This is a genomic window from Pseudomonas sp. K2I15 (assembly GCF_002204795.1).
GTDB lineage: Bacteria > Pseudomonadota > Gammaproteobacteria > Pseudomonadales > Pseudomonadaceae > Aquipseudomonas.
Genome location: NZ_NIXO01000011.1, coordinates 14,706 through 32,835, shown reverse-complemented (window position 1 = coordinate 32,835; position 18,130 = coordinate 14,706). Strand labels below are relative to the sequence as shown.

15 protein-coding genes are annotated in these 18,130 nt (G+C 60.7%); 3 read left to right on the top strand and 12 right to left on the bottom strand.

Annotated features, from left to right (window positions below; translation table 11 throughout):
- Nucleotides 1-3: 3 nt before the first annotated feature.
- From acs to dksA, 11 genes are all read right to left on the bottom strand, one after another.
- On the bottom strand, nucleotides 4-1,941 hold the full coding sequence (gene acs, locus CEC48_RS09625; protein WP_088423533.1) for an acetate--CoA ligase: 1,938 nt from the start codon (nucleotides 1,939-1,941) through the stop codon (nucleotides 4-6).
- A gap of 105 nt (nucleotides 1,942-2,046) precedes the next feature.
- On the bottom strand, nucleotides 2,047-3,711 hold the full coding sequence (gene pgi, locus CEC48_RS09620) for a glucose-6-phosphate isomerase (protein ID WP_088423532.1): 1,665 nt from the start codon (nucleotides 3,709-3,711) through the stop codon (nucleotides 2,047-2,049).
- Nucleotides 3,712-3,936: 225 nt separating this feature from the next.
- The gene (panC, locus tag CEC48_RS09615) at nucleotides 3,937-4,788 is read right to left on the bottom strand and encodes a pantoate--beta-alanine ligase (RefSeq protein ID WP_088423531.1); all 852 of its coding nucleotides are present in this window, start codon (nucleotides 4,786-4,788) and stop codon (nucleotides 3,937-3,939) included.
- The gene (gene panB / locus CEC48_RS09610; RefSeq protein ID WP_088423530.1) at nucleotides 4,785-5,585 is read right to left on the bottom strand and encodes a 3-methyl-2-oxobutanoate hydroxymethyltransferase; all 801 of its coding nucleotides are present in this window, start codon (nucleotides 5,583-5,585) and stop codon (nucleotides 4,785-4,787) included. Before panB ends, panC begins: the two co-directional genes overlap by 4 nt.
- Before the next feature lie 215 nt (nucleotides 5,586-5,800).
- Nucleotides 5,801-6,322, bottom strand: a complete 522-nt coding sequence (gene folK, locus CEC48_RS09605; RefSeq protein WP_088423529.1) for a 2-amino-4-hydroxy-6-hydroxymethyldihydropteridine diphosphokinase — start codon at nucleotides 6,320-6,322, stop codon at nucleotides 5,801-5,803.
- A gap of 4 nt (nucleotides 6,323-6,326) precedes the next feature.
- Nucleotides 6,327-7,733 (bottom strand): polynucleotide adenylyltransferase PcnB, encoded by a 1,407-nt coding sequence (locus tag CEC48_RS09600; RefSeq protein ID WP_088423528.1) that lies wholly within the window; start codon nucleotides 7,731-7,733, stop codon nucleotides 6,327-6,329.
- Between the two features lie 712 nt (nucleotides 7,734-8,445).
- On the bottom strand, nucleotides 8,446-9,882 hold the full coding sequence (locus CEC48_RS09595) for a sigma-54 dependent transcriptional regulator (RefSeq protein ID WP_063033203.1): 1,437 nt from the start codon (nucleotides 9,880-9,882) through the stop codon (nucleotides 8,446-8,448).
- A 22-nt stretch (nucleotides 9,883-9,904) separates the two neighbouring features.
- A complete protein-coding gene (locus tag CEC48_RS09590; protein WP_176438697.1) occupies nucleotides 9,905-12,859 on the bottom strand; it encodes a sensor histidine kinase in 2,955 nt (984 codons plus the stop codon).
- Nucleotides 12,843-13,019, bottom strand: a complete 177-nt coding sequence (locus CEC48_RS09585) for a hypothetical protein (protein ID WP_003176118.1) — start codon at nucleotides 13,017-13,019, stop codon at nucleotides 12,843-12,845. Before CEC48_RS09585 ends, CEC48_RS09590 begins: the two co-directional genes overlap by 17 nt.
- Before the next feature lie 62 nt (nucleotides 13,020-13,081).
- The gene (gene gluQRS / locus CEC48_RS09580; RefSeq protein WP_088423526.1) at nucleotides 13,082-13,969 is read right to left on the bottom strand and encodes a tRNA glutamyl-Q(34) synthetase GluQRS; all 888 of its coding nucleotides are present in this window, start codon (nucleotides 13,967-13,969) and stop codon (nucleotides 13,082-13,084) included.
- A gap of 84 nt (nucleotides 13,970-14,053) precedes the next feature.
- Nucleotides 14,054-14,488, bottom strand: coding sequence for an RNA polymerase-binding protein DksA (gene dksA / locus CEC48_RS09575; RefSeq protein WP_088423525.1), 435 nt, complete (start codon nucleotides 14,486-14,488; stop codon nucleotides 14,054-14,056).
- 321 nt (nucleotides 14,489-14,809) lie between these two features.
- Between dksA and CEC48_RS09570 the strand changes: the two genes are divergently transcribed.
- Together CEC48_RS09570 and sfsA are read left to right on the top strand one after the other, a co-directional pair.
- Entirely contained in the window at nucleotides 14,810-15,982 is a 1,173-nt protein-coding gene (locus CEC48_RS09570; RefSeq protein WP_088423524.1) for a pyridoxal phosphate-dependent aminotransferase, read from the top strand.
- Nucleotides 15,982-16,695 (top strand): DNA/RNA nuclease SfsA, encoded by a 714-nt coding sequence (sfsA, locus tag CEC48_RS09565; protein ID WP_088423523.1) that lies wholly within the window; start codon nucleotides 15,982-15,984, stop codon nucleotides 16,693-16,695. The genes CEC48_RS09570 and sfsA overlap by 1 nt, the downstream gene beginning before the upstream one ends.
- On the opposite strand, the gene CEC48_RS09560 is transcribed toward sfsA, so the two are convergent.
- Complete coding sequence (locus CEC48_RS09560; protein WP_088423522.1) at nucleotides 16,692-17,009, bottom strand: Rieske 2Fe-2S domain-containing protein; 318 nt, start codon at nucleotides 17,007-17,009, stop codon at nucleotides 16,692-16,694. The genes sfsA and CEC48_RS09560 overlap by 4 nt on opposite strands.
- Before the next feature lie 206 nt (nucleotides 17,010-17,215).
- On the opposite strand from CEC48_RS09560, the gene CEC48_RS09555 reads away from it, so the two are divergent.
- Nucleotides 17,216-18,094, top strand: a complete 879-nt coding sequence (locus CEC48_RS09555; protein ID WP_088423521.1) for a hemin ABC transporter substrate-binding protein — start codon at nucleotides 17,216-17,218, stop codon at nucleotides 18,092-18,094.
- Nucleotides 18,095-18,130 lie beyond the last annotated feature (36 nt).

Sequence of the window (18,130 nt, the reverse complement as noted above, 5' to 3'; positions counted from 1 at the left end):
TTCCTATCGGTTGAGGCGCTTGTCGATCAGGCCATCCACCACGCTCGGGTCGGCGAGGGTGGAAGTATCCCCCAGGCTGTCCAGCTCGTTGCAGGCAATCTTGCGCAAAATCCGACGCATGATCTTGCCTGAGCGGGTTTTCGGCAAGGCCGGCGCCCATTGAATCAACTCGGGCTTGGCGAAGCTGCCGATTTCCTTGCTCACCAGGTCCAGCAGATGCTTTTTCAATGCATCGCTGGGCTCGACGCCATTCATTGGCGTGACGAACGCATAGATGCCCTGGCCTTTAACGTCGTGGGGGTAGCCCACCACTGCGGCCTCGGCGACCTGGTCATGTAGCACCAGGGCGCTTTCCACCTCGGCGGTGCCGATACGGTGCCCGGAAACGTTGATCACATCGTCGATGCGCCCGGTGATCCAGTAATCGCCGTCCTCGTCACGCCGTGCGCCGTCGCCGGTGAAGTAGTAGCCGGGGTAAGGTTTGAAATAGGTGTCGATCATCCGCTGCGGGTCGCCGTACACACTGCGGATCTGCCCCGGCCAGCTGGATTTGATCGCTAGCACACCGCTGCCGGCGCCGCTGATTTCCTTGCCTTGCTCATCGAGCAGCACCGGCACCACGCCAAACATCGGCTGTGTGGCACAGCCGGGTTTGATGCGCTGGGCGCTGACCAGCGGGCTGAGCATGATGCCGCCGGTTTCGGTCTGCCACCAAGTGTCGACAATTGGGCAGCGTTGTTCGCCGACGGCGTTGAAGTACCAGTCCCAGGCTTCCGGGTTGATCGGCTCGCCGACGCTGCCGAGCAGGCGCAGGCTGGCGCGGGAAGTATTTTCCAGTGGGCCGTGGCCTTCACGCATCAGCGCGCGCAAGGCGGTGGGCGCGGTGTAGAAGATGTTGACCTGATGCTTGTCGATCACCTGCCAGAACCGGGAGCTATCCGGGTAGCTCGGCACGCCTTCGAACATCAGTGAGGTGGCGCCATTGGCCAGCGGCCCGTAGACGATATAGCTGTGGCCGGTGACCCAACCGACATCGGCGGTGCACCAGAACACTTCGCCGTCGCGGTAGTCGAGTACGTACTTGAAGGTCATCGCCGCTTGCAGCAGGTAGCCGCCGGTGGTGTGCAGCACGCCTTTGGGTTTGCCGGTGCTGCCGGAGGTGTAGAGGATAAACAGTGGGTCTTCGGCGTCCATCGGCTCGGGCGGGCAGTCGTCGCTGACTGCGTCCAGCGCCTGTTGATACTTGAGGTCGCGCCCTTGCGTCCAATTGACCGCCGCGCCGGTGCGCTGCACCACCAGTACCGTGCTGACGCCCGGGCAACTGGCCAGGGCCTTGTCGACGTTCTGTTTCAGCGCCACCGGCTTGCCGCCGCGCACGCCTTCATCGGCGGTGATCACCGTGCGGCAGTCAGCGTCGAGAATGCGGTCTCGCAGGGCATCTGGCGAAAAACCACCAAATACCACCGAATGCACCGCGCCAATCCGCGTGCACGCCAGCATCGCGTAGGCAGCCTCGGGAATCATCGGCATGTAGATGCACACCCGGTCGCCTTTCTTCACGCCACGGCTTTTCAGCACATTGGCCAGGCGGCTGACGTTTTGGTGGAGTTGGCGGTAGGTGATTTTGGAAGACTTTGCAGGATCATCGCCTTCCCAGATGAAGGCCGGCTGGTCGGCGCGGTGCGCCAGGTGACGGTCGATGCAGTTGTAGCTGACGTTCAGTTGGCCGCCGGCAAACCATTGGGCGGCGCCGGTCTTGATGTCGGATTTCTGGACGGTCTGCCAAGGCGTGGTCCAGTCGAGAAAGCGCTTGGCTTGCTCGGCCCAGAAAGTGTCGGGTTGCTCGACGGATTGGCGGTAGAGGCGCTGGTAGTCCTCTTGACTGAGTTGCGCAGCCCGGCGCACGGCATCGGCGGTGGGGAACGTGCTGATATCGAACATGAGGGATCCTTATTCTTGTTTTTGCGACAAGCAATAAAGATGCACCCTGTGGCAGGCGGGTTCAAGGCCAACGTCCAAACAGACGTTGGCCTTGCAGGCATTACCTCAACCGCGGTGACGACCGCGGAAGTAGTTGATCAACCCTTGGGTGGACGCATCGTCCGCAGGCTGTTCTTCAGTGCCGGTCAGGCGGTTGTAGACGCCCTTGCCCAGCTCTTTGCCCAGCTCCACACCCCATTGATCGAAGGCGTTGATGCCCCAGATGACGCTCTGCACGAACACTTTGTGCTCATACATGGCCACCAGCGCGCCGAGGCGGCGAGGGCTGATGCGTTCAACCACCAGGGTGTTGCTCGGACGGTTGCCCGGGATCACCTTGTGCGGCGCCAGCTTCTGCACTTCGGCTTCGGCCATGCCTTTGTCGCGCAGCTCGGCTTCGGCTTCGCTGCGGGTCTTGCCGAGCATCAGTGCCTGGCTCTGGGACAGGCAGTTGGCGTACAGCCACTGATGGTGGTCGGAGACCGGGTTGAAGCTGACGATCGGCACGATAAAGTCGGCCGGGATCAGTTGGGTGCCCTGGTGCAGCAACTGGTGGTAAGCGTGCTGACCGTTGCAGCCTACGCCGCCCCAGATAACCGGGCCGGTGTCGGTGGAAACCGGCGTACCGTCCTGGCGCACGCTCTTGCCGTTGGATTCCATGTCCAGCTGTTGCAAGTGCTTGGTGATGTTACGCAGGTAGTGGTCGTACGGCAGGATCGCGTGGCTCTGCGCGCCCCAGAAGTTGCCGTACCACACGCCCAGCAGGCCCAGCAGCACCGGCATGTTCGCCTCGAACGGCGCGGTCTGGAAGTGCTGGTCCATGGTGTAGGCACCGGACAGCAGTTCCTTGAAGTTGGACATGCCGATGGCCAGCGCGATAGGCAAACCAATGGCCGACCACAGCGAGTAACGACCGCCAACCCAGTCCCACATCGGGAAGATGTTCTCTTCGCGGATGCCGAAGGCCACGGCTGCCGCGTTGTTGCTCGATACGGCGATGAAGTGGCGATACAGCTCGGCTTCCGAGCCACCCTGGGCCAGGTACCAGGCGCGGGCGGCCTGGGCGTTTTTCAGGGTTTCGAGGGTGTTGAAGGATTTGGACGAGACGATGAACAGCGTGGTTTCGGCGCGCAGCTTCATGGTCAGCTCGTGGAACTCGCTGCCGTCGATGTTCGCCAGGTAATGGCAGCGCACGCCTTTATGGGCGTAGGACAAGAGTGCTTCAGACACCAGCTCCGGGCCGAGGAACGAACCACCGATACCGATGTTCACCACGTCAGTGATCGGCTTCTCGGTGTAGCCACGCCACAGGCCGTCGTGGATGCGGCCGACCAGGTCAGTGATCTGGTTCAGCACCTTGTGCACGTCCGGCATGATGTTCACGCCGTTGACCGACAGCTTGTCACCCACTGGGCGGCGCAGCGCGGTGTGCAGCGCCGGGCGGCCTTCGGAAGAGTTGACCGGCTCGCCGTTGAACAGCGACTTGATTGCGCCTTGAAGGTCGACTTCCTTGGCCAGGCCTACCAGCAGGTCGCGGGTTTCGCTGGTGATCAGGTTTTTCGAGTAATCGAGGAAAAGTCCGCAGCTGCTCAAGGTGAACTGGGTAAAGCGCTGGGGATCGGCATTAAAGGCTTCGCGCATGCTGAAATCCTGCATGGCTTGGCGATGTTGATTGAGCGCTTGCCAGGCGGGCAGAGCGGTAACGTCATGAGGAGTGCGGTAGTACGCCATCGCTGCGGGTTTCCTTTTTATTGCTGGGACTGCTTTTAGGACACTTTAAAGCCGGGAATGTCCTGTCTTTATGAAGATGACAGGCTCCGGTCGACGCCAACGAATAGCGTAGGGCGAATACATTAAACCTAGCGTGTCGATCTGTCTTGGCTTTGTCTGCGCTGTGGCCGGTACTTTTTTATACCGGCCGATCAGGCAGTGCAACAGGCGGGACGTGTTGGAGGGTCAGTTCAGGTGCAAATGCAGGTTGTCGATCAGCCGGGTCGCGCCCAGGTAGGCGGCGACCAGAATCACCACATCCCGGTCTTCAGCAGTTGCCGGACGCAGGTGCAGGCCCTGGCGAACCTCCAGGTAATCCATGCGAAAGCCTGCGGCTTCAATCTGCTGAACCTGGGCGGCGCGCAGTTTGGCGAAATCGCGGTCGCCGCCTTCAATCGCAGCGGCAATCTGGCTGAGGCTGCGGTACAGCACCGGGGCGATGGCGCGTTGATCTTCGGTGAGGTAACCGTTGCGCGATGACAGCGCCAGGCCATCGTCGGCGCGCACGGTGGGCTCGCCGATAATCTGGATCGGCATGTTCAGGTCATGGACCATGGCGCGAATGACCGCCAGTTGCTGGTAGTCCTTCTGGCCGAATATCGCGAGGTCTGGCTGGACCATGTTGAACAGCTTGCTGACCACTGTGGCCACACCTTCAAAGTGCCCCGGACGGCTGGCGCCGCACAGGCCTTCGGACAGTTGCGGCACGCTGACGCGCGTCTGGCCGGCCATGCCGTCGGGGTACATCTCGTCGACGGTGGGGGCGAACAGCAGGTTGCAGCCGGCTTGCAGGAGTTTCTCCTGGTCGGCTGCCAGGGTGCGCGGGTACTTGTCCAGGTCTTCGCCAGCGCCGAATTGCAGCGGGTTGACGAAAATGCTCGCCACCACGAAGTCCGCTTGTTGTGCGGCCTTGGTTACCAGCGTGGCATGGCCGCTGTGCAGGTTGCCCATGGTGGGCACAAAGCCGATGCGTTTGCCGGCGCTGCGGGCATGGGCGACGGCGGCGCGCAGTTCGCGCACGGTCTTGACGGTGTTCATGCAGAGAATCCGTGTTCGGCGCCCGGGAACGTCACGGCTTTGACTTCGCTGACGTAGGCGGCGAGGGCCGATTGAATGCTGTCCTGGCCAGTCATGAAGTTTTTCACGAACTTGGGTACGCGACCGGTGAGGGACAGCCCCAGCATGTCATGCACGACCAATACCTGGCCGTCGGTGTCAGCACCTGCGCCGATACCGATCACCGGTACTTTAACGGCCTGGGTGATTTCCGCTGCCAACTCGCTTGGCACGCACTCCAGCAGAATCATACAGGCACCGGCTTGCTCCAGTGCGATGGCATCGGCCCGCATCTGGCGCGCCTGAGCTTCACCGCGGCCTTGTACCTTGTAGCCGCCGAGAATATTTACCGACTGCGGCGTCAGGCCCATGTGTGCACAAACCGGCACGCCACGTTCAGCCAACAGGCGAATCGACTCGGCGAGCCAGGCCGCACCTTCAACCTTGACCATGTGTGCACCGGCACGCATCAGTTGAGCGCTGTTGGTCAGCGTCTGTTCGATGGTGGCATCGGCCATGAAGGGCAGGTCGGCGATGATGAAGGCGCCCTCGTTACCGCGTTTGACGCACGCCGTGTGGTAAGCGATTTCATCGTTGGTGACGGGCAGGGTGCTGTCATTCCCTTGTAGAACCATGCCCAGGGAGTCCCCCACCAGCAACACTTCAACTCCTGCCTGGCAGCTGGCCTGGGCAAAAGTGGCGTCGTAGCAGGTCAGCATGGTGATCTTTTCACCTTTGAGTTTGAGGCTCTGCAAGGTGCTCAGGGTAACGTTTGGCATGAAAAGGGTCCTCATTCAGGCGCTTGGAAACTGCGAGTAACGCGCGTGAGTCTTCGTTTATACAGGCGCACTTTCTTAAGGAGCAGTGCTTATAAGGCCTGGATTGCGCCCTTTAGCGCCGGGTAGGCGGCAGCGGGACGCCTATAGTCGTGAGGAGGACTCTGGAAGTCAATTGCATGTGTTACCGCATTGTTACGGCAGGGGTGTTACCGCTGTTACTGATGCGATTCAGCAGTAAAGGCTGACGTGGTAGGTGTAGGAGGCAGGCGTTCCAGGCCGACAAACGGGCAGGCATCCAATAGGTCGCTGAGCAGGCGACCATCAGCCAGTCGCAGGCTGGCGGGGGCCAGTTCTGCCAGCGGATAAAGCACAAACGCCCGCAGGTGCATTTGATAGTGCGGCACCGTCAGGCGCGGCTCATCGATCAGCCGGTCGCCAAATACCAGGATATCCAGGTCCAGCGTGCGCGGGCCCCAGCGTTCAAGGCGCTCGCGGCCCTGGTCGTTCTCGATGGCTTGCAGCGCATCAAGCAGTTCCAGAGGCGCAAGGGCGCTGTCCAGGGCCGCGACCGCATTGGTGTAGCGCGGTTGGCCCGGGAGCAGGGAATCACTTTGATAGAAGGCGGAGACGCCCGCCAGCGTGGTGTTCGGCAATTGCGCCAAGGCCTCGACGGCATGGCGCAACTGTTGTTCAGGGGCGGCCAGGTTGCTGCCCATGCCGATGTAGATACGGTCCACGTGCTTACTCGCCAGACGCGCTCGAAGCGTCACCAGCGCTGCGTTTGCGCTTGCTGCCGCTGCTGCGGCGACGCTTTTTCGGGCCGTCGCCAGTGGCTTCGCCTTTGCTGCTGAGCTCTTTGATCATCTCGCGGCGTTGGCTGTCGTTGGCGTCCTGGTAGTCGGTCCACCATTCGCCCAGGCCGTCGGTCTGCTCACCGGCGCTTTCACGCAGCAGCAGGAAGTCGTAGCCGGCACGGAAGCGCGGGTTGTCCAGCAGCAGATCGGCGCGTTTACCGCTGCGGCGTGGCAGGCGCTCCTGCATGTCCCAGATCTCGCGGATCGGCATGGTGAAGCGTTTCGGGATGGCGATGCGCTGGCATTGCTCGGCGATCAGCTCGTGAGCGGCCTCCTGCATGGCAGGAATTGCTGGCATGCCACGGTCTTGCAGGCGCATGACGCGTTTTGGAAGTGCTGGCCACAACAGGGCGGCAAACAGGAACGCCGGGGTTACCGGTTTGTTCTGCTTGATGCGCAGGTCGGTGTTGATCAAGGCTTCGCTGATCAGCGTGTGGGTGTAGGTAGGGTTGTGCTCCAGTGCTTCGGCGCTCGCAGGGAACAGCGGGTCGAACAACTGCAGGTCCACCAGCATTTCGAACGTATCGGCGGCGTAACCGGAGAGGAACAGCTTGAGCACCTCTTCGAACAGCCGGGCCGACGGGATTTCCCGCAGCATCGGTGCCAGATCGCGAATCGGCGCGGCAGTGTGCTTCTCGATACCGAAGTTCAGCTTGGCGGCGAAACGCACGGCCCGCAGCATGCGCACCGGGTCTTCCTGGTAGCGTTGCGCCGGGTCGCCGATCAGGCGCAGCAGGTTGTTGCGGATGTCGTGTACGCCATTGGCGTAATCGAGGATGCGCTCGCTCACCGGATCGTAATACAAGGCATTAATGGTGAAGTCGCGGCGTTGCGCGTCCTCTTCCAGGGTGCCGTAGACGTTGTCCCGCAGGATGCGTCCGCTTTCATTGCGGGAAGACTGGTTAGTGTCTTCTTCTTCATCGTTTTGCGGGTGATTGGCGCGGAAGGTCGCGACCTCGATGATCTCGCGACCAAAGTGGATATGCACCAACTTGAAACGCCGACCGATGATTCGCGCATTGCGGAATTCGGCACGCACTTGTTCCGGCGTGGCGCTGGTGGCGACGTCGAAATCCTTGGGAGTGATGTTGAGCAACATGTCGCGCACGCAACCGCCAACCAGGTAAGCCTGGTAGCCGGCGTTCTGCAAACGTTCGACGATGTTCACCGCATAACGGCTGAACTGGGCGCGCTGCAGCGAATGCTGGCTGCTATTAAGCACTTCAGGCGTGCTGCGTTTGTGTTGCGTACGACGCAAGGGAGAACGGAATGACTGGAACAACTTCTTCAGCATGGGATGCACTGTTTGAAGGAATGTTCGGCCATAACGAAGAATGACCGCATGATGGGCCGGGATTCTAGCATTTAGTCAGGTGATGGTGTAGGAACTAGCTGCAAGGCTTGAGCCAGAAGCTTAAAAGAAGGGTGGCAAGCGCCAAATCGCGGAAACTACAAGGGGAGCCGAAGCTCCCCCAGAAGTAGTTGCGTGCTCTATTTTTATTATTGGTTTCGGGCTTCTTGTTTTTGTTGATCGCCCTCGCCATGAAGCTTCACCTTCATGACACTCCCAATCGGGAGCCAAGAGCAAACGGATTGCTTTGGTCGCTGTGTTGCTGATCTACGATCCAACCAGTTCAGGCTCTGCCTTAGGGCAGTTTTTGTTGTTCTCGGCCTGGTTGCGGGGCAAGCCCCAAATGCAACGCCTCTCCAAAAGAATCAGTTAGCTGCGCCTCCGCCGTGTTGTTTTTGTTATGCGTGAGTCGATTCGTCTTATTTTTATTGTTTTGTACATTTGCTTGTTATTGTTTTTGTACTAAGCATATAGCAGGGTGCGTGCCAACTTTTGCGAGGCCCAGCAAAACAAGGGGTTTGAGGCGTTTTTAGGTTTTTTGAGGGCGAAAAAAAGCCGGGGCTTCGTTACCGTAAGCCCCGGCTTTTGTTACGTGAAAAATCAGCGGTAACAGTTTTTTCACATCTGAGGGTGTTACCTGTGGGTGCGCCCCCACTCAGCTTTCGCTGGCAACCCCGGTCTTGCGCCGCGGGATACCCAGGCGCTGGCGCCGTTCCCACAGGCATTTACGGCTGACGCCCAGTTTGCGCGCCAGTTCGGTCTCGGTCATATGGTCCTGATGCTCGAGGACGAAATGCTGGAAGTAATCTTCCAGTGACAAATCTTCCGTCGGCTCATGACTGTTGTTACTGCCGCCCTGTTGCGGCGGCAGGCCGATGAAGTCGTCATCGTCCAGGTCGCTGAGCTCGATATCGATCCCCAGCAGCTCGGCGGAAATTTCCGGGCTCTCCGACAGAATCACCGCACGCTCTACCGCGTTCTCCAGCTCCCGCACGTTACCGGGCCAGGAGTAATGCCGGATGGCCTGTTCGGCATCGGCGGCAAACTTCAGGTCGGTACGATTGATTCGCGCACTCTGGCGCGCCAGGAAGGCCGTGGCGATCTCGTTGACGTCGGCGCCGCGCTCGCGCAGGGCCGGCAGTTTGAGGGCGATCACGTGCAGACGGTAATAAAGGTCTTCACGGAACTGGCCGATCTTGGCCAGGCTTTTGAGGTCACGGTGAGTGGCCGCGATCAGTCGTACGTCGACCTTTTGCGACTGCACCGAGCCGACCCGGCGGATTTCGCCTTCTTGCAACACACGCAGCAAGCGTGCCTGGGCTTCCAGGGGAAGTTCGCCGATCTCGTCGAGGAACAATGTGCCACCGTCGGCGGCTTCAACCAAACCCGCACGGCCAGCGCTGGCACCGGTAAAGGCACCTTTTTCATGGCCGAACAATTCGGATTCGATCAGGGATTCCGGGATCGCTGCGCAGTTCACCGAGATCATCGGTGCCTTGGCGCGCTTGGACAGGTTGTGCAGGGCGCGGGCCACCAGCTCTTTACCGGTACCTGACTCACCCTGGATCAATACATTGGAATCGGTAGGCGCCACTTTGCGGATCTTGCTGTAAAGATCCTGCATCGGTGGGCAGGAGCCGATGATGCCAATTTCGCCATTACTGTTATCAACGCCGGGCTTTTCAGCACCGTTGACGGCCTTGCCCGCTGCCGGGCGTTCAGCCGGTGTGCTGCTGGCGGATTGACGGTCACGCAGAATGCGGGCCACGGCCTGGAGCATTTCGTCGTGGTCGAAAGGCTTGGCGATGTAGTCCACCGCGCCCATCTTCATCGAGTCCACAGCCGAACGCAGGCTGGCGTAGCTGGTCATGATCAGCACCGGGGTGCCTTGGCCGAGTTTGATCAACTCGGTGCCAGGGGCGCCCGGCAAACGTAGGTCACTGACGATCAGGTCGAACGTGGGAATGCTGAAACGCTCTTGGGCTTCCTGCACCGAGCCGGCTTCGCTGACCTGGTACTGATTACGTTCAAGCAGGCGACGCAAGGCAGAGCGGATAATGGTTTCGTCTTCGACGATCAAAATGTGCGGCATTGATTCAACTCTCTCGACGGTCTCAGTTCACAGCGGACGTCGCTTCGACATGACGCGGCAAGGTCACCCGAATACGGGTGCCGCGTTGGCTTTCGGTGTCAGCCGGGCTGTCGATGGTGATTTGTCCATAATGCTCTTCAACGATGGAATAGACCAGTGCAAGGCCCAGACCGGTACCTTCACCCGGATCCTTGGTGGTGAAGAAGGGTTCGAACAATCGATCCATGATGTTCTGTGGAATGCCGCTGCCTTCGTCCTCGACGATCAGGTCGACCGTGTGCTCGAAAGCCTCGGTCTTGACCCGTACGGCGCCGCCACCGGGCGTCGCGTCGCGGGCGTTGGACAGCAAGTTGATCAGTACCTGTGCCAGGCGTTGTGAATCGCCGTCGACCCAATGGTCCGGGTCGCAGAGGTTGAAGAACTGTACTTCGAAATTACGCCGGTTCAAGGCTAGTAGCCCAATGGCATCCTGAGCGACTTCGGCCAGGCACACGGCCTCGTCGTGATTCTGATGGGCGCCCGCGTGGGCAAAGCTCATCAGCGACTGCACGATGCGGGATACGCGCTTGGTCTGCTCGAGAATCTGGCCGCTGATTTCGATGATTTCGCCGTCTTCCTCACGCTCTTCCCGCAGGTTTTGCGCAAGGCAGGCGATACCGGTGATCGGATTGCCGATTTCATGGGCCACGCCGGCAGCCAGGCGCCCGATGCTGGCCAGGCGCTCGGAGTGCACCAGCTTGTCTTCGAGCATCTGGGTTTCGGTCAGGTCTTCCACCAGTAGCACCAGGCCGCTGTTACCGGGCGCCAGGGGTTCATCGATTGCGGCTTTGTGCAGGTTGAGCCAGCGGGTCTGGCCGTCGAGGGCCAAATGCTGTTTGTGCAAGTGTTCGTCGGGCAGGTTAATGAAGCCCTGCAGCAATTCTTTCCACGGATCGCCAATGGTGTTCAGTCGCGAACCCACCACGCGCTGGGCGGCGATGCCGGTGAGTTCTTCCATCGCCTTGTTCCACATCAGGATCTCTTGATCCTTGGCCAGGGAGCAGACGCCCATCGGCAGTTCTTGCAACGTTTGACGGTGATAGCGGCGCAGGGCATCGAGCTCGGCGGCAAGGCCGGTGAGGCGCGAGTGGTAATCCTCCAGCCGGCTCTCGATGAAGTGGATGTCTTCGGTCACGTAGTTTTCGCCGCCGGCCTTGTAGGGCAGGAAGGTCTCGACCATGTCTTGGGACACACTCGGGCCCATCAAGCCGGAAAGGTTGGCTTCGATGCGGTCACGCAGGCGGCGCAAGGCGTAAGGCCGGCGCTCGTCGAACGGAAGGTAGAGATCGCGTAGAGCCTGCTCGACCTCCTTTTGCGCAGCCTTGGCGCCCAACGGCTTGGCCAGTTGCGTGGCGAACTCCTGGGGCGAGGCAGCGTGCAGTTCGCGGCGTTGCGGGCGACGCACGTTATCCACGGCGCAGGCTTCGGCGGCGCTGGTTTCTTCCGGGCTGGCGTTGGTGAACAGCGAGATCAGGGTGAACATCAGCACGTTGGCGGCCAGCGAAGCAATCGCTGCCATGTGCCAGCTGGTGTCGTCCAGCACGTAGATCATGTTCAGCAACGGGATGTAGAAACCCTGCAGATTGCCCACCAGCGGCAACAGCATGGTCACGGTCCACACCAGGATCCCGGCCAGCAGCCCGGCGATGAAGCCTCGACGGTTGGCGGTCGGCCAGTACAACACCGACAACACCCCCGGCAGGAACTGCAACGTGGCGACAAAGGCGACGATGCCCAGGTTGGCCAGGTCTTGCTCGGCACCCAGCAACAGGTAGAAGCCATAACCGGCCATGATGATCGCGACGATCAGCGCCCGGCGGGTCCATTTCAGCCAACGGTAGATATTGCCTTCGGCCGGCGGCTGGTAGAGCGGCAGTACCAGGTGATTGAGCGCCATCCCCGACAAGGCCAGGGTACTGACGATGATCAGCCCGCTGGAGGCCGATAAACCGCCGACATACGCCAGCAGCGCCAGTGATTTGCTGTTGGCGGCGATGCCGACGCCCAGCGTGAAGTATTCCGGATTGGTGGTGGCGCCAAGCTTCAGGCCGGCCCAGAGAATCAGCGGCACCGCCAGGCTCATCAGCAGCAGAAACAGCGGCAAGCCCCAGCTGGCGCTGACCAGCGAGCGCGGGTTGAGGTTTTCGGTGAAGGCCATGTGGTACATGTGCGGCATCACGATGGCCGAGGCGAAAAACACCAGCAGCAGCGTGCGCCACGGGCCTTCCTGCAAGGGCGTGTGCAGCGCGGCCAGGGCGGTCTGGTTTTGCAGCAGCCACAGTTCCAACTGTTGCGGGCCGTCGAATACCCCGTAGAGCGCATACAGGCCGACGCCGCCAATGGCGATCAGCTTGATCACCGATTCAAACGCGATCGCAAACACCAGGCCTTCATGTTTCTCGCGGGTGGCGATATGCCGGGAGCCGAAGAAAATCGTGAACAGGGTGATCAGCGCGCAGAAGCTCAATGCAACGCGGTGTTGCACCGGCTCGCGGGTCAGGATGCTGATGGAGTCCGCCACGGCCTGAATCTGCAACGCCAACAGCGGCAGCACGCCGATCAGCATGAAGATGGTGGTCAGCGCACCGGCCCAGGTGCTGCGAAAACGGAACGCGAACAGGTCGGCCAGGGACGACAACTGATAGGTGCGGGTGATTTTCAGGATGGGATAGAGCAGCACCGGCGCCAGCAAGAACGCCCCGGACACCCCGAGATAACTCGAAAGAAAGCCGTAACCGTACTGATAGGCCAGGCCCACCGTGCCATAAAACGCCCAGGCACTGGCGTACACGCCCAACGACAAGGTGTAGGTCAACGGATGGCGAATGATCGCCCGCGGAATCATTCCACGTTCACTGATCCAGGCTACCCCGAACAGCGCGGCCAGGTAGGCGGCGCTGATCAGCAGCATCTCGGTCAGGCTAAAGCTCATCGGCATCTTTTTGGCTCTGCAGGATGAAAGTCACGACGATCAGAATCAGCCAAAGCAGATAAGGCCGGTACCAGGCGCCTGTGGCGTCGATCCACCAATCCATGATGGCGGGAGAAAACAGGTAGATCCCGACGACCAGCAGCAGGACCAATCGATAGATGTACATGTTGGCCTCTGATTAAAAAACTGCGGCGATGGTAACGGATGGCTCGCAAGCTGCAAGCGCCTTCAGCGCAATTGCGCTTCGGCCAGCGTGAGTGTGCGCGGGATCTGTGCGGCGTCCCAGTGTTGAATGCCCCAATCCAGCAGTTCCCGTGGGCTGGCGTGGTTCAGTTCGTCGCCCGCGGATTGGCCCAGGGCACGCAGTGCTCTTAACAGCAAAGGCGTGGCTTGGTCGGTGGTCAAGGGCGGTGAGCGGTAGGATTTGCCCAGCTTGTTACCGTCCGGCTGGATGATCAGGGGCACATGCAGGTAACGCGGTTGGCGCAGGCCCAGCAGTTCTTGCAGATACAGTTGGCGCGGCGTGGAGTCGAGCAGGTCGGCGCCACGCACGATGTCGGTAACACCTTGCCAGGCGTCATCGAGCACCACCGCCAGTTGGTAGGCATACAGGCCGTCCCGGCGGCGGATGATGAAATCGCCTACGTCGCGGCCCAGATGCTGTCGGAATTCGCCTTGTACACGGTCGGTAAAATGGTATTCCAGCTCCGGCACTCGCAGGCGGATGGCGGCGTCTTGCTGGTCGTGGCCGGCATTACGGCACAGTCCCGGATAAATCCCGTTGTAGGGTTCCAGTTGCTTGCGTGAACAGGTGCAGGCGTAGGCCAGGCCGTGATTGAACAGGCGGTTGAGCACCTCGGCGTAGGCATCGTGCCGGTCGCTTTGTCGGGCCAGTTCCCCGTCCCATTCAAACCCATAGCTTTCCAGGGCATTGAGGATCGCTGCCTGGGCGCCGGGCTCTTCCCGTGGCGGATCGAGGTCTTCCATGCGCATCAGCCAGCGGCCTTGATTGGCGCGGGCGTCGAGGTAGGAGGCGAGGGCGGCGACCAGGGAACCGAAGTGCAGGTGTCCGCTGGGCGTGGGGGCGAAGCGCCCGATATAGGGGGAGGCAGTCATGGGCCGGATATTACTGGAAAACCACCCAACGCCAGAAACAAAAATGGGGCGTTCGCACGCCCCATTTGTTCAGCCCGGCAGTGATTACTTGCCGACCTGTTTTTCCTTGATTTCAGCCAAGGTCTTGCAGTCCACGCACAAGTCGGCGGTAGGACGCGCTTCCAGGCGGCGAATACCGATCTCGACGCCGCAGGATTCGCACCAGCCATACTCTTCGTCTTCGATGAGCTGCAGGGTCTTGTCGATTTTCTTGATCAGCTTGCGCTCGCGATCACGGGCGCGCAGTTCAAGGGCGAACTCTTCTTCCTGGCTGGCACGGTCTGCCGGGTCCGGGAAGTTGGCCGCTTCGTCCTTCATATGGTCAACGGTACGGTCAACCTCTTGCATCAAGTCCTGTTTCCACTGCTTCAGGATCTTGGAGAAGTGATCGCGCATGGGCTTGCCCATGTATTCCTCACCCTTCGATTCGACGTAGGGTTGGAAGCCGCTAATGCTCTGTTGCTTTGCTTGGGTGGGCATGAATGGACCGCCTCTCACTCTTCTAATCCATTGCGCAGGATTGCAACATCACCGACACCTGCCGGCCCTGCGGCTGCAAGCGGGCGAACTTACCAGATAGATTCGGGGCGCGCCACTCCCGGTTGTCGAGGTACCGTCTTCTGAGGGTTGCAAACCGCCGCAGGCCCTAGCAGGGCTGGCTTGTACTGTCTCGAATGTTGATTTTAGCCGTTTTGCAGGTAGTTGCTCGTGCTGCTTGCTACATGGCTTGCGGCAATAGAGCAGGTTTTGCGCGGCGGGTTGGGTAGAATCGGGGTTTGTCCTCACAGTTAAGGAAGGCTAATGGCTCAGCCCTACAGTGCGCGCAGCCGCGCTATCGAACCTTTCCATGTCATGGCGTTGCTGGCGCGGGCCAACGAATTGCAGGCTGCCGGCCACGATGTGATTCACCTGGAAATCGGCGAGCCGGACTTCACCACCGCCGAGCCGATCATCAAGGCCGGGCAGGCGGCGCTGGCCAATGGCAAGACCCGCTATACCGCAGCCCGCGGGCTGCCGGAGTTGCGTGAAGCTATCAGCGGTTTCTACCAGCAACGCTACGGGTTGAGCATCGACCCCGAGCGAATTCTGATCACCCCCGGCGGCTCCGGGGCCCTGTTGCTGGCGAGCAGTTTGCTGGTTGATCCGGGCAAGCACTGGCTGCTGGCAGACCCCGGCTACCCGTGCAACCGCCACTTCCTGCGACTGGTCGAAGGCGCGGCCCAACTGGTTCCGGTCGGCCCCGACGTGCGTTATCAACTGACCGCCGACCTGGTGGCGCGTCACTGGAACCAGGACAGTGTGGGCGCGTTGGTTGCCTCGCCCGCCAACCCTACCGGCACCATCCTGACGCGGGATGAGTTGGCCGGGCTCTCAAGCGCCATCAAGGCGCGCAACGGGCACCTGGTGGTGGACGAGATCTATCACGGCCTGACCTACGGCACCGATGCTGCCAGCGTGCTGGAAGTCGACGATGAAGCCTTCGTTCTAAATAGTTTTTCGAAGTATTTCGGAATGACCGGCTGGCGCCTGGGATGGCTGGTGGCACCGCCTGCTGCCGTGGGTGAATTGGAGAAGCTGGCGCAGAATCTCTACATCAGCGCACCGAGCATGGCCCAGCATGCGGCCCTGGCCTGCTTTACCCCGGAAACACTGAACATTCTTGAAGATCGGCGTGCCGAGTTTGGTCGTCGTCGCGACTTCCTGCTGCCGGCACTGCGGGAGTTGGGCTTCGGCATCGCCGTTGAGCCGGAAGGTGCGTTCTATCTGTACGCCGATATCAGCGCATTCGGCGGCGATGCCTTCGCCTTCTGCCGGCACTTCCTCGAAACCGAGCACGTAGCCTTCACCCCGGGCCTGGATTTCGGCCGTTATCAAGCCGGTCACCATGTGCGTTTTGCCTACACGCAAAACCTAGAACGCCTACAGGAAGCGGTTGAGCGGATTGCCCGTGGCTTGCGGAGCTGGCAAGGCTGATGCGCTTTAATCCTCCCCTCGAAGAAGGTCGGCTGATCCGCCGCTACAAGCGTTTTCTCGCCGATATCGAAACCGTTACCGGCGAGTTGCTGACCATTCACTGCCCGAACACCGGCTCGATGTTCAACTGCATGGTGGAGGGCGGCCAGGTCTGGTTCAGCCGCTCCAATGACCCCAAGCGCAAGCTGCCCGGCACCTGGGAAATCAGCGAAACCCCTCAAGGCCGACTGGCGTGTGTGAACACGGCGCGGGCCAATCAGTTGGTGGAAGAAGCGCTTCGGGCCGGGCTGATCAGCGAGCTCAATGGCTTTACCGCGTTGAAGCGCGAAGTGCCCTACGGCCAGGAAAACAGCCGGATCGATTTCCGCCTGGATTACCCGGCGGGCGCGGCGTATGTCGAAGTCAAAAGCGTCACCCTCGGATTTGACGGAACCTCGACCGCGGCGTTTCCCGATGCCGTGACCCAGCGCGGGGCCAAGCACCTGCGGGAGCTGGCGCACCTGGCGCGTGACGGTGTGCGGGCGGTGCAGTTGTACTGCGTCAATCTCTCGGGGATCGATGCGGTGCGTCCTGCTGAAGAAATTGATGCCGGTTATGCGGCTGCGTTGCGCGAGGCCAAGGCTGCTGGCGTCGAGGTGTTGGCCTATGGCGTGCGGGTGACGTCAGAGGAAATCTGCGTCGAGCGTCGCCTGGAAGTACTGCTCGGCGATTAGATTTGCACCCACAGCCCCTGTTCGTCCTCGCGGCCGGGCAGGGCTGTGAGGCTCTGGCCGGCGCAAGGGCCGGCGACGCACTCACCGCTCTCGATCAAAAACAGCGCGCCATGGGTAGCGCACTGGATCAGGCTGGCACTGGGGTCGAGAAACTGGTCTGGCTGCCACTCCAACGACACCCCGCGATGTGGGCAACGGTTGATATAGAAGTAGGCAACGCCTTCACGACGTACGGCCAACAGCTTGCGACCGTCGATATCGAAACCGAGGCTGGCGTTGGGTGCGAGTTCGCTGGAGGTGCAGAGAAACTTCATTTCAATCCTTAAGTGCCGCCGTTTGCGGGCTGCAAGGCTATCCTGAGTTTGCCGGAGAGCCCGGTGCTTGACGTGCAAATGCAAACAATTATCAAATGCCGGCTTCGCCCGTAAGCTGGCTGGGCGCTCTGTACGATGTCGGGCAGCGTTGATCTGTCACATTGCGAGTGTTTCAGCGGGCCCACCCCTTGGAAGGAAACCCTTTTATGCGCCTGAGTGCCAGCGCTATTGCGCTCGTTGTCGGACTGCTGGTCAACGCTGGGGCGCAGGCCTCTGAACTGCCACAACGCTGGGTCAGCGCCGGTGGCGCGTTGTCGGAATGGGTGACGGCCCTGGGCGGTGAGCCAAAGTTGGTGGGCGTGGATACCACCAGTCAGCATCCAGAATCCCTCAAGACGTTGCCGAGCATTGGGTACCAGCGCCAGTTGTCGGCGGAAGGCATTCTTAGTCTGCGTCCGCAAATCCTGGTCGGCACCGAGGAGATGGGCCCGCCACCCGTGTTGGCGCAACTCCGCAATGCCGGTGTGAAAGTGGAGCTGTTTTCGGCCGAGCCAGACCTGCCGACCCTGCAAGGCAACCTTCAACATTTGGGTAAGTTGCTGGGCGCTGAAGCCAAGGCAGAAGAGTTGTTCAAGGACTACCAGCAACAACTTGATCAACAAAAAAACTGGGTGGCCAAGGCCCAAGCCACACAAAAGGCGCCCGGGGTGCTGATGTTGCTGGGGCATGCCGGTGGCAAACCGCTGATCGCGGGCAAAGGCACGGCGGCTGACTGGATGTTGCAGCAGGCCGGCGGCCATAACCTGGCGACCCACAGTGGTTACAAACCGGTTTCCGTGGAGTCGCTGGCGGGGCTCAGCCCTGAAGTGCTGGTGTTTGCCGATCGTGCCCTGACGGGCGACGCGGCCCGTGCGGCGCTGTTCAAGGAAAACCCTATCCTGGCTTCGACGCCCGCGGCCAAGAATGGGCGCGTCTATGAACTGGACCCAACGTTGCTGGTGGGTGGTCTTGGACCGCGCTTGCCGCAAAGCCTGGTGAAGCTGTCTGCCGGGTTCTATCCGTCCCAGGCTAAAACCGCCCCATGACCACTTTGGTTAAACCGCGAACCCTGTTTATCGGCT

Bases quoted from the DNA above. Each gene is read 5' to 3' on its own strand.
- panB (WP_088423530.1), bottom strand. From the start codon at position 5,585: ATGCCAAACGTTACCCTGAGCACCTTGCAGAGCCTCAAACTCAAAGGT.
- gluQRS (WP_088423526.1), bottom strand. From the start codon at position 13,969: ATGACTGCCTCCCCCTATATCGGGCGCTTCGCCCCCACGCCCAGCGGA.
- dksA (WP_088423525.1), bottom strand. From the start codon at position 14,488: ATGCCCACCCAAGCAAAGCAACAGAGCATTAGCGGCTTCCAACCCTAC.
- sfsA (WP_088423523.1), top strand. From the start codon at position 15,982: ATGCGCTTTAATCCTCCCCTCGAAGAAGGTCGGCTGATCCGCCGCTAC.
- CEC48_RS09560 (WP_088423522.1), bottom strand. From the start codon at position 17,009: ATGAAGTTTCTCTGCACCTCCAGCGAACTCGCACCCAACGCCAGCCTC.
- CEC48_RS09570 (WP_088423524.1), top strand. From the start codon at position 14,810: ATGGCTCAGCCCTACAGTGCGCGCAGCCGCGCTATCGAACCTTTCCAT.
- panC (WP_088423531.1), bottom strand. From the start codon at position 4,788: ATGAACACCGTCAAGACCGTGCGCGAACTGCGCGCCGCCGTCGCCCAT.
- pgi (WP_088423532.1), bottom strand. From the start codon at position 3,711: ATGGCGTACTACCGCACTCCTCATGACGTTACCGCTCTGCCCGCCTGG.
- CEC48_RS09595 (WP_063033203.1), bottom strand. From the start codon at position 9,882: ATGCCGCACATTTTGATCGTCGAAGACGAAACCATTATCCGCTCTGCC.
- CEC48_RS09585 (WP_003176118.1), bottom strand. From the start codon at position 13,019: ATGTACATCTATCGATTGGTCCTGCTGCTGGTCGTCGGGATCTACCTG.
- acs (WP_088423533.1), bottom strand. From the start codon at position 1,941: ATGTTCGATATCAGCACGTTCCCCACCGCCGATGCCGTGCGCCGGGCT.
- CEC48_RS09555 (WP_088423521.1), top strand. From the start codon at position 17,216: ATGCGCCTGAGTGCCAGCGCTATTGCGCTCGTTGTCGGACTGCTGGTC.
- CEC48_RS09590 (WP_176438697.1), bottom strand. From the start codon at position 12,859: ATGCCGATGAGCTTTAGCCTGACCGAGATGCTGCTGATCAGCGCCGCC.
- CEC48_RS09600 (WP_088423528.1), bottom strand. From the start codon at position 7,733: ATGCTGAAGAAGTTGTTCCAGTCATTCCGTTCTCCCTTGCGTCGTACG.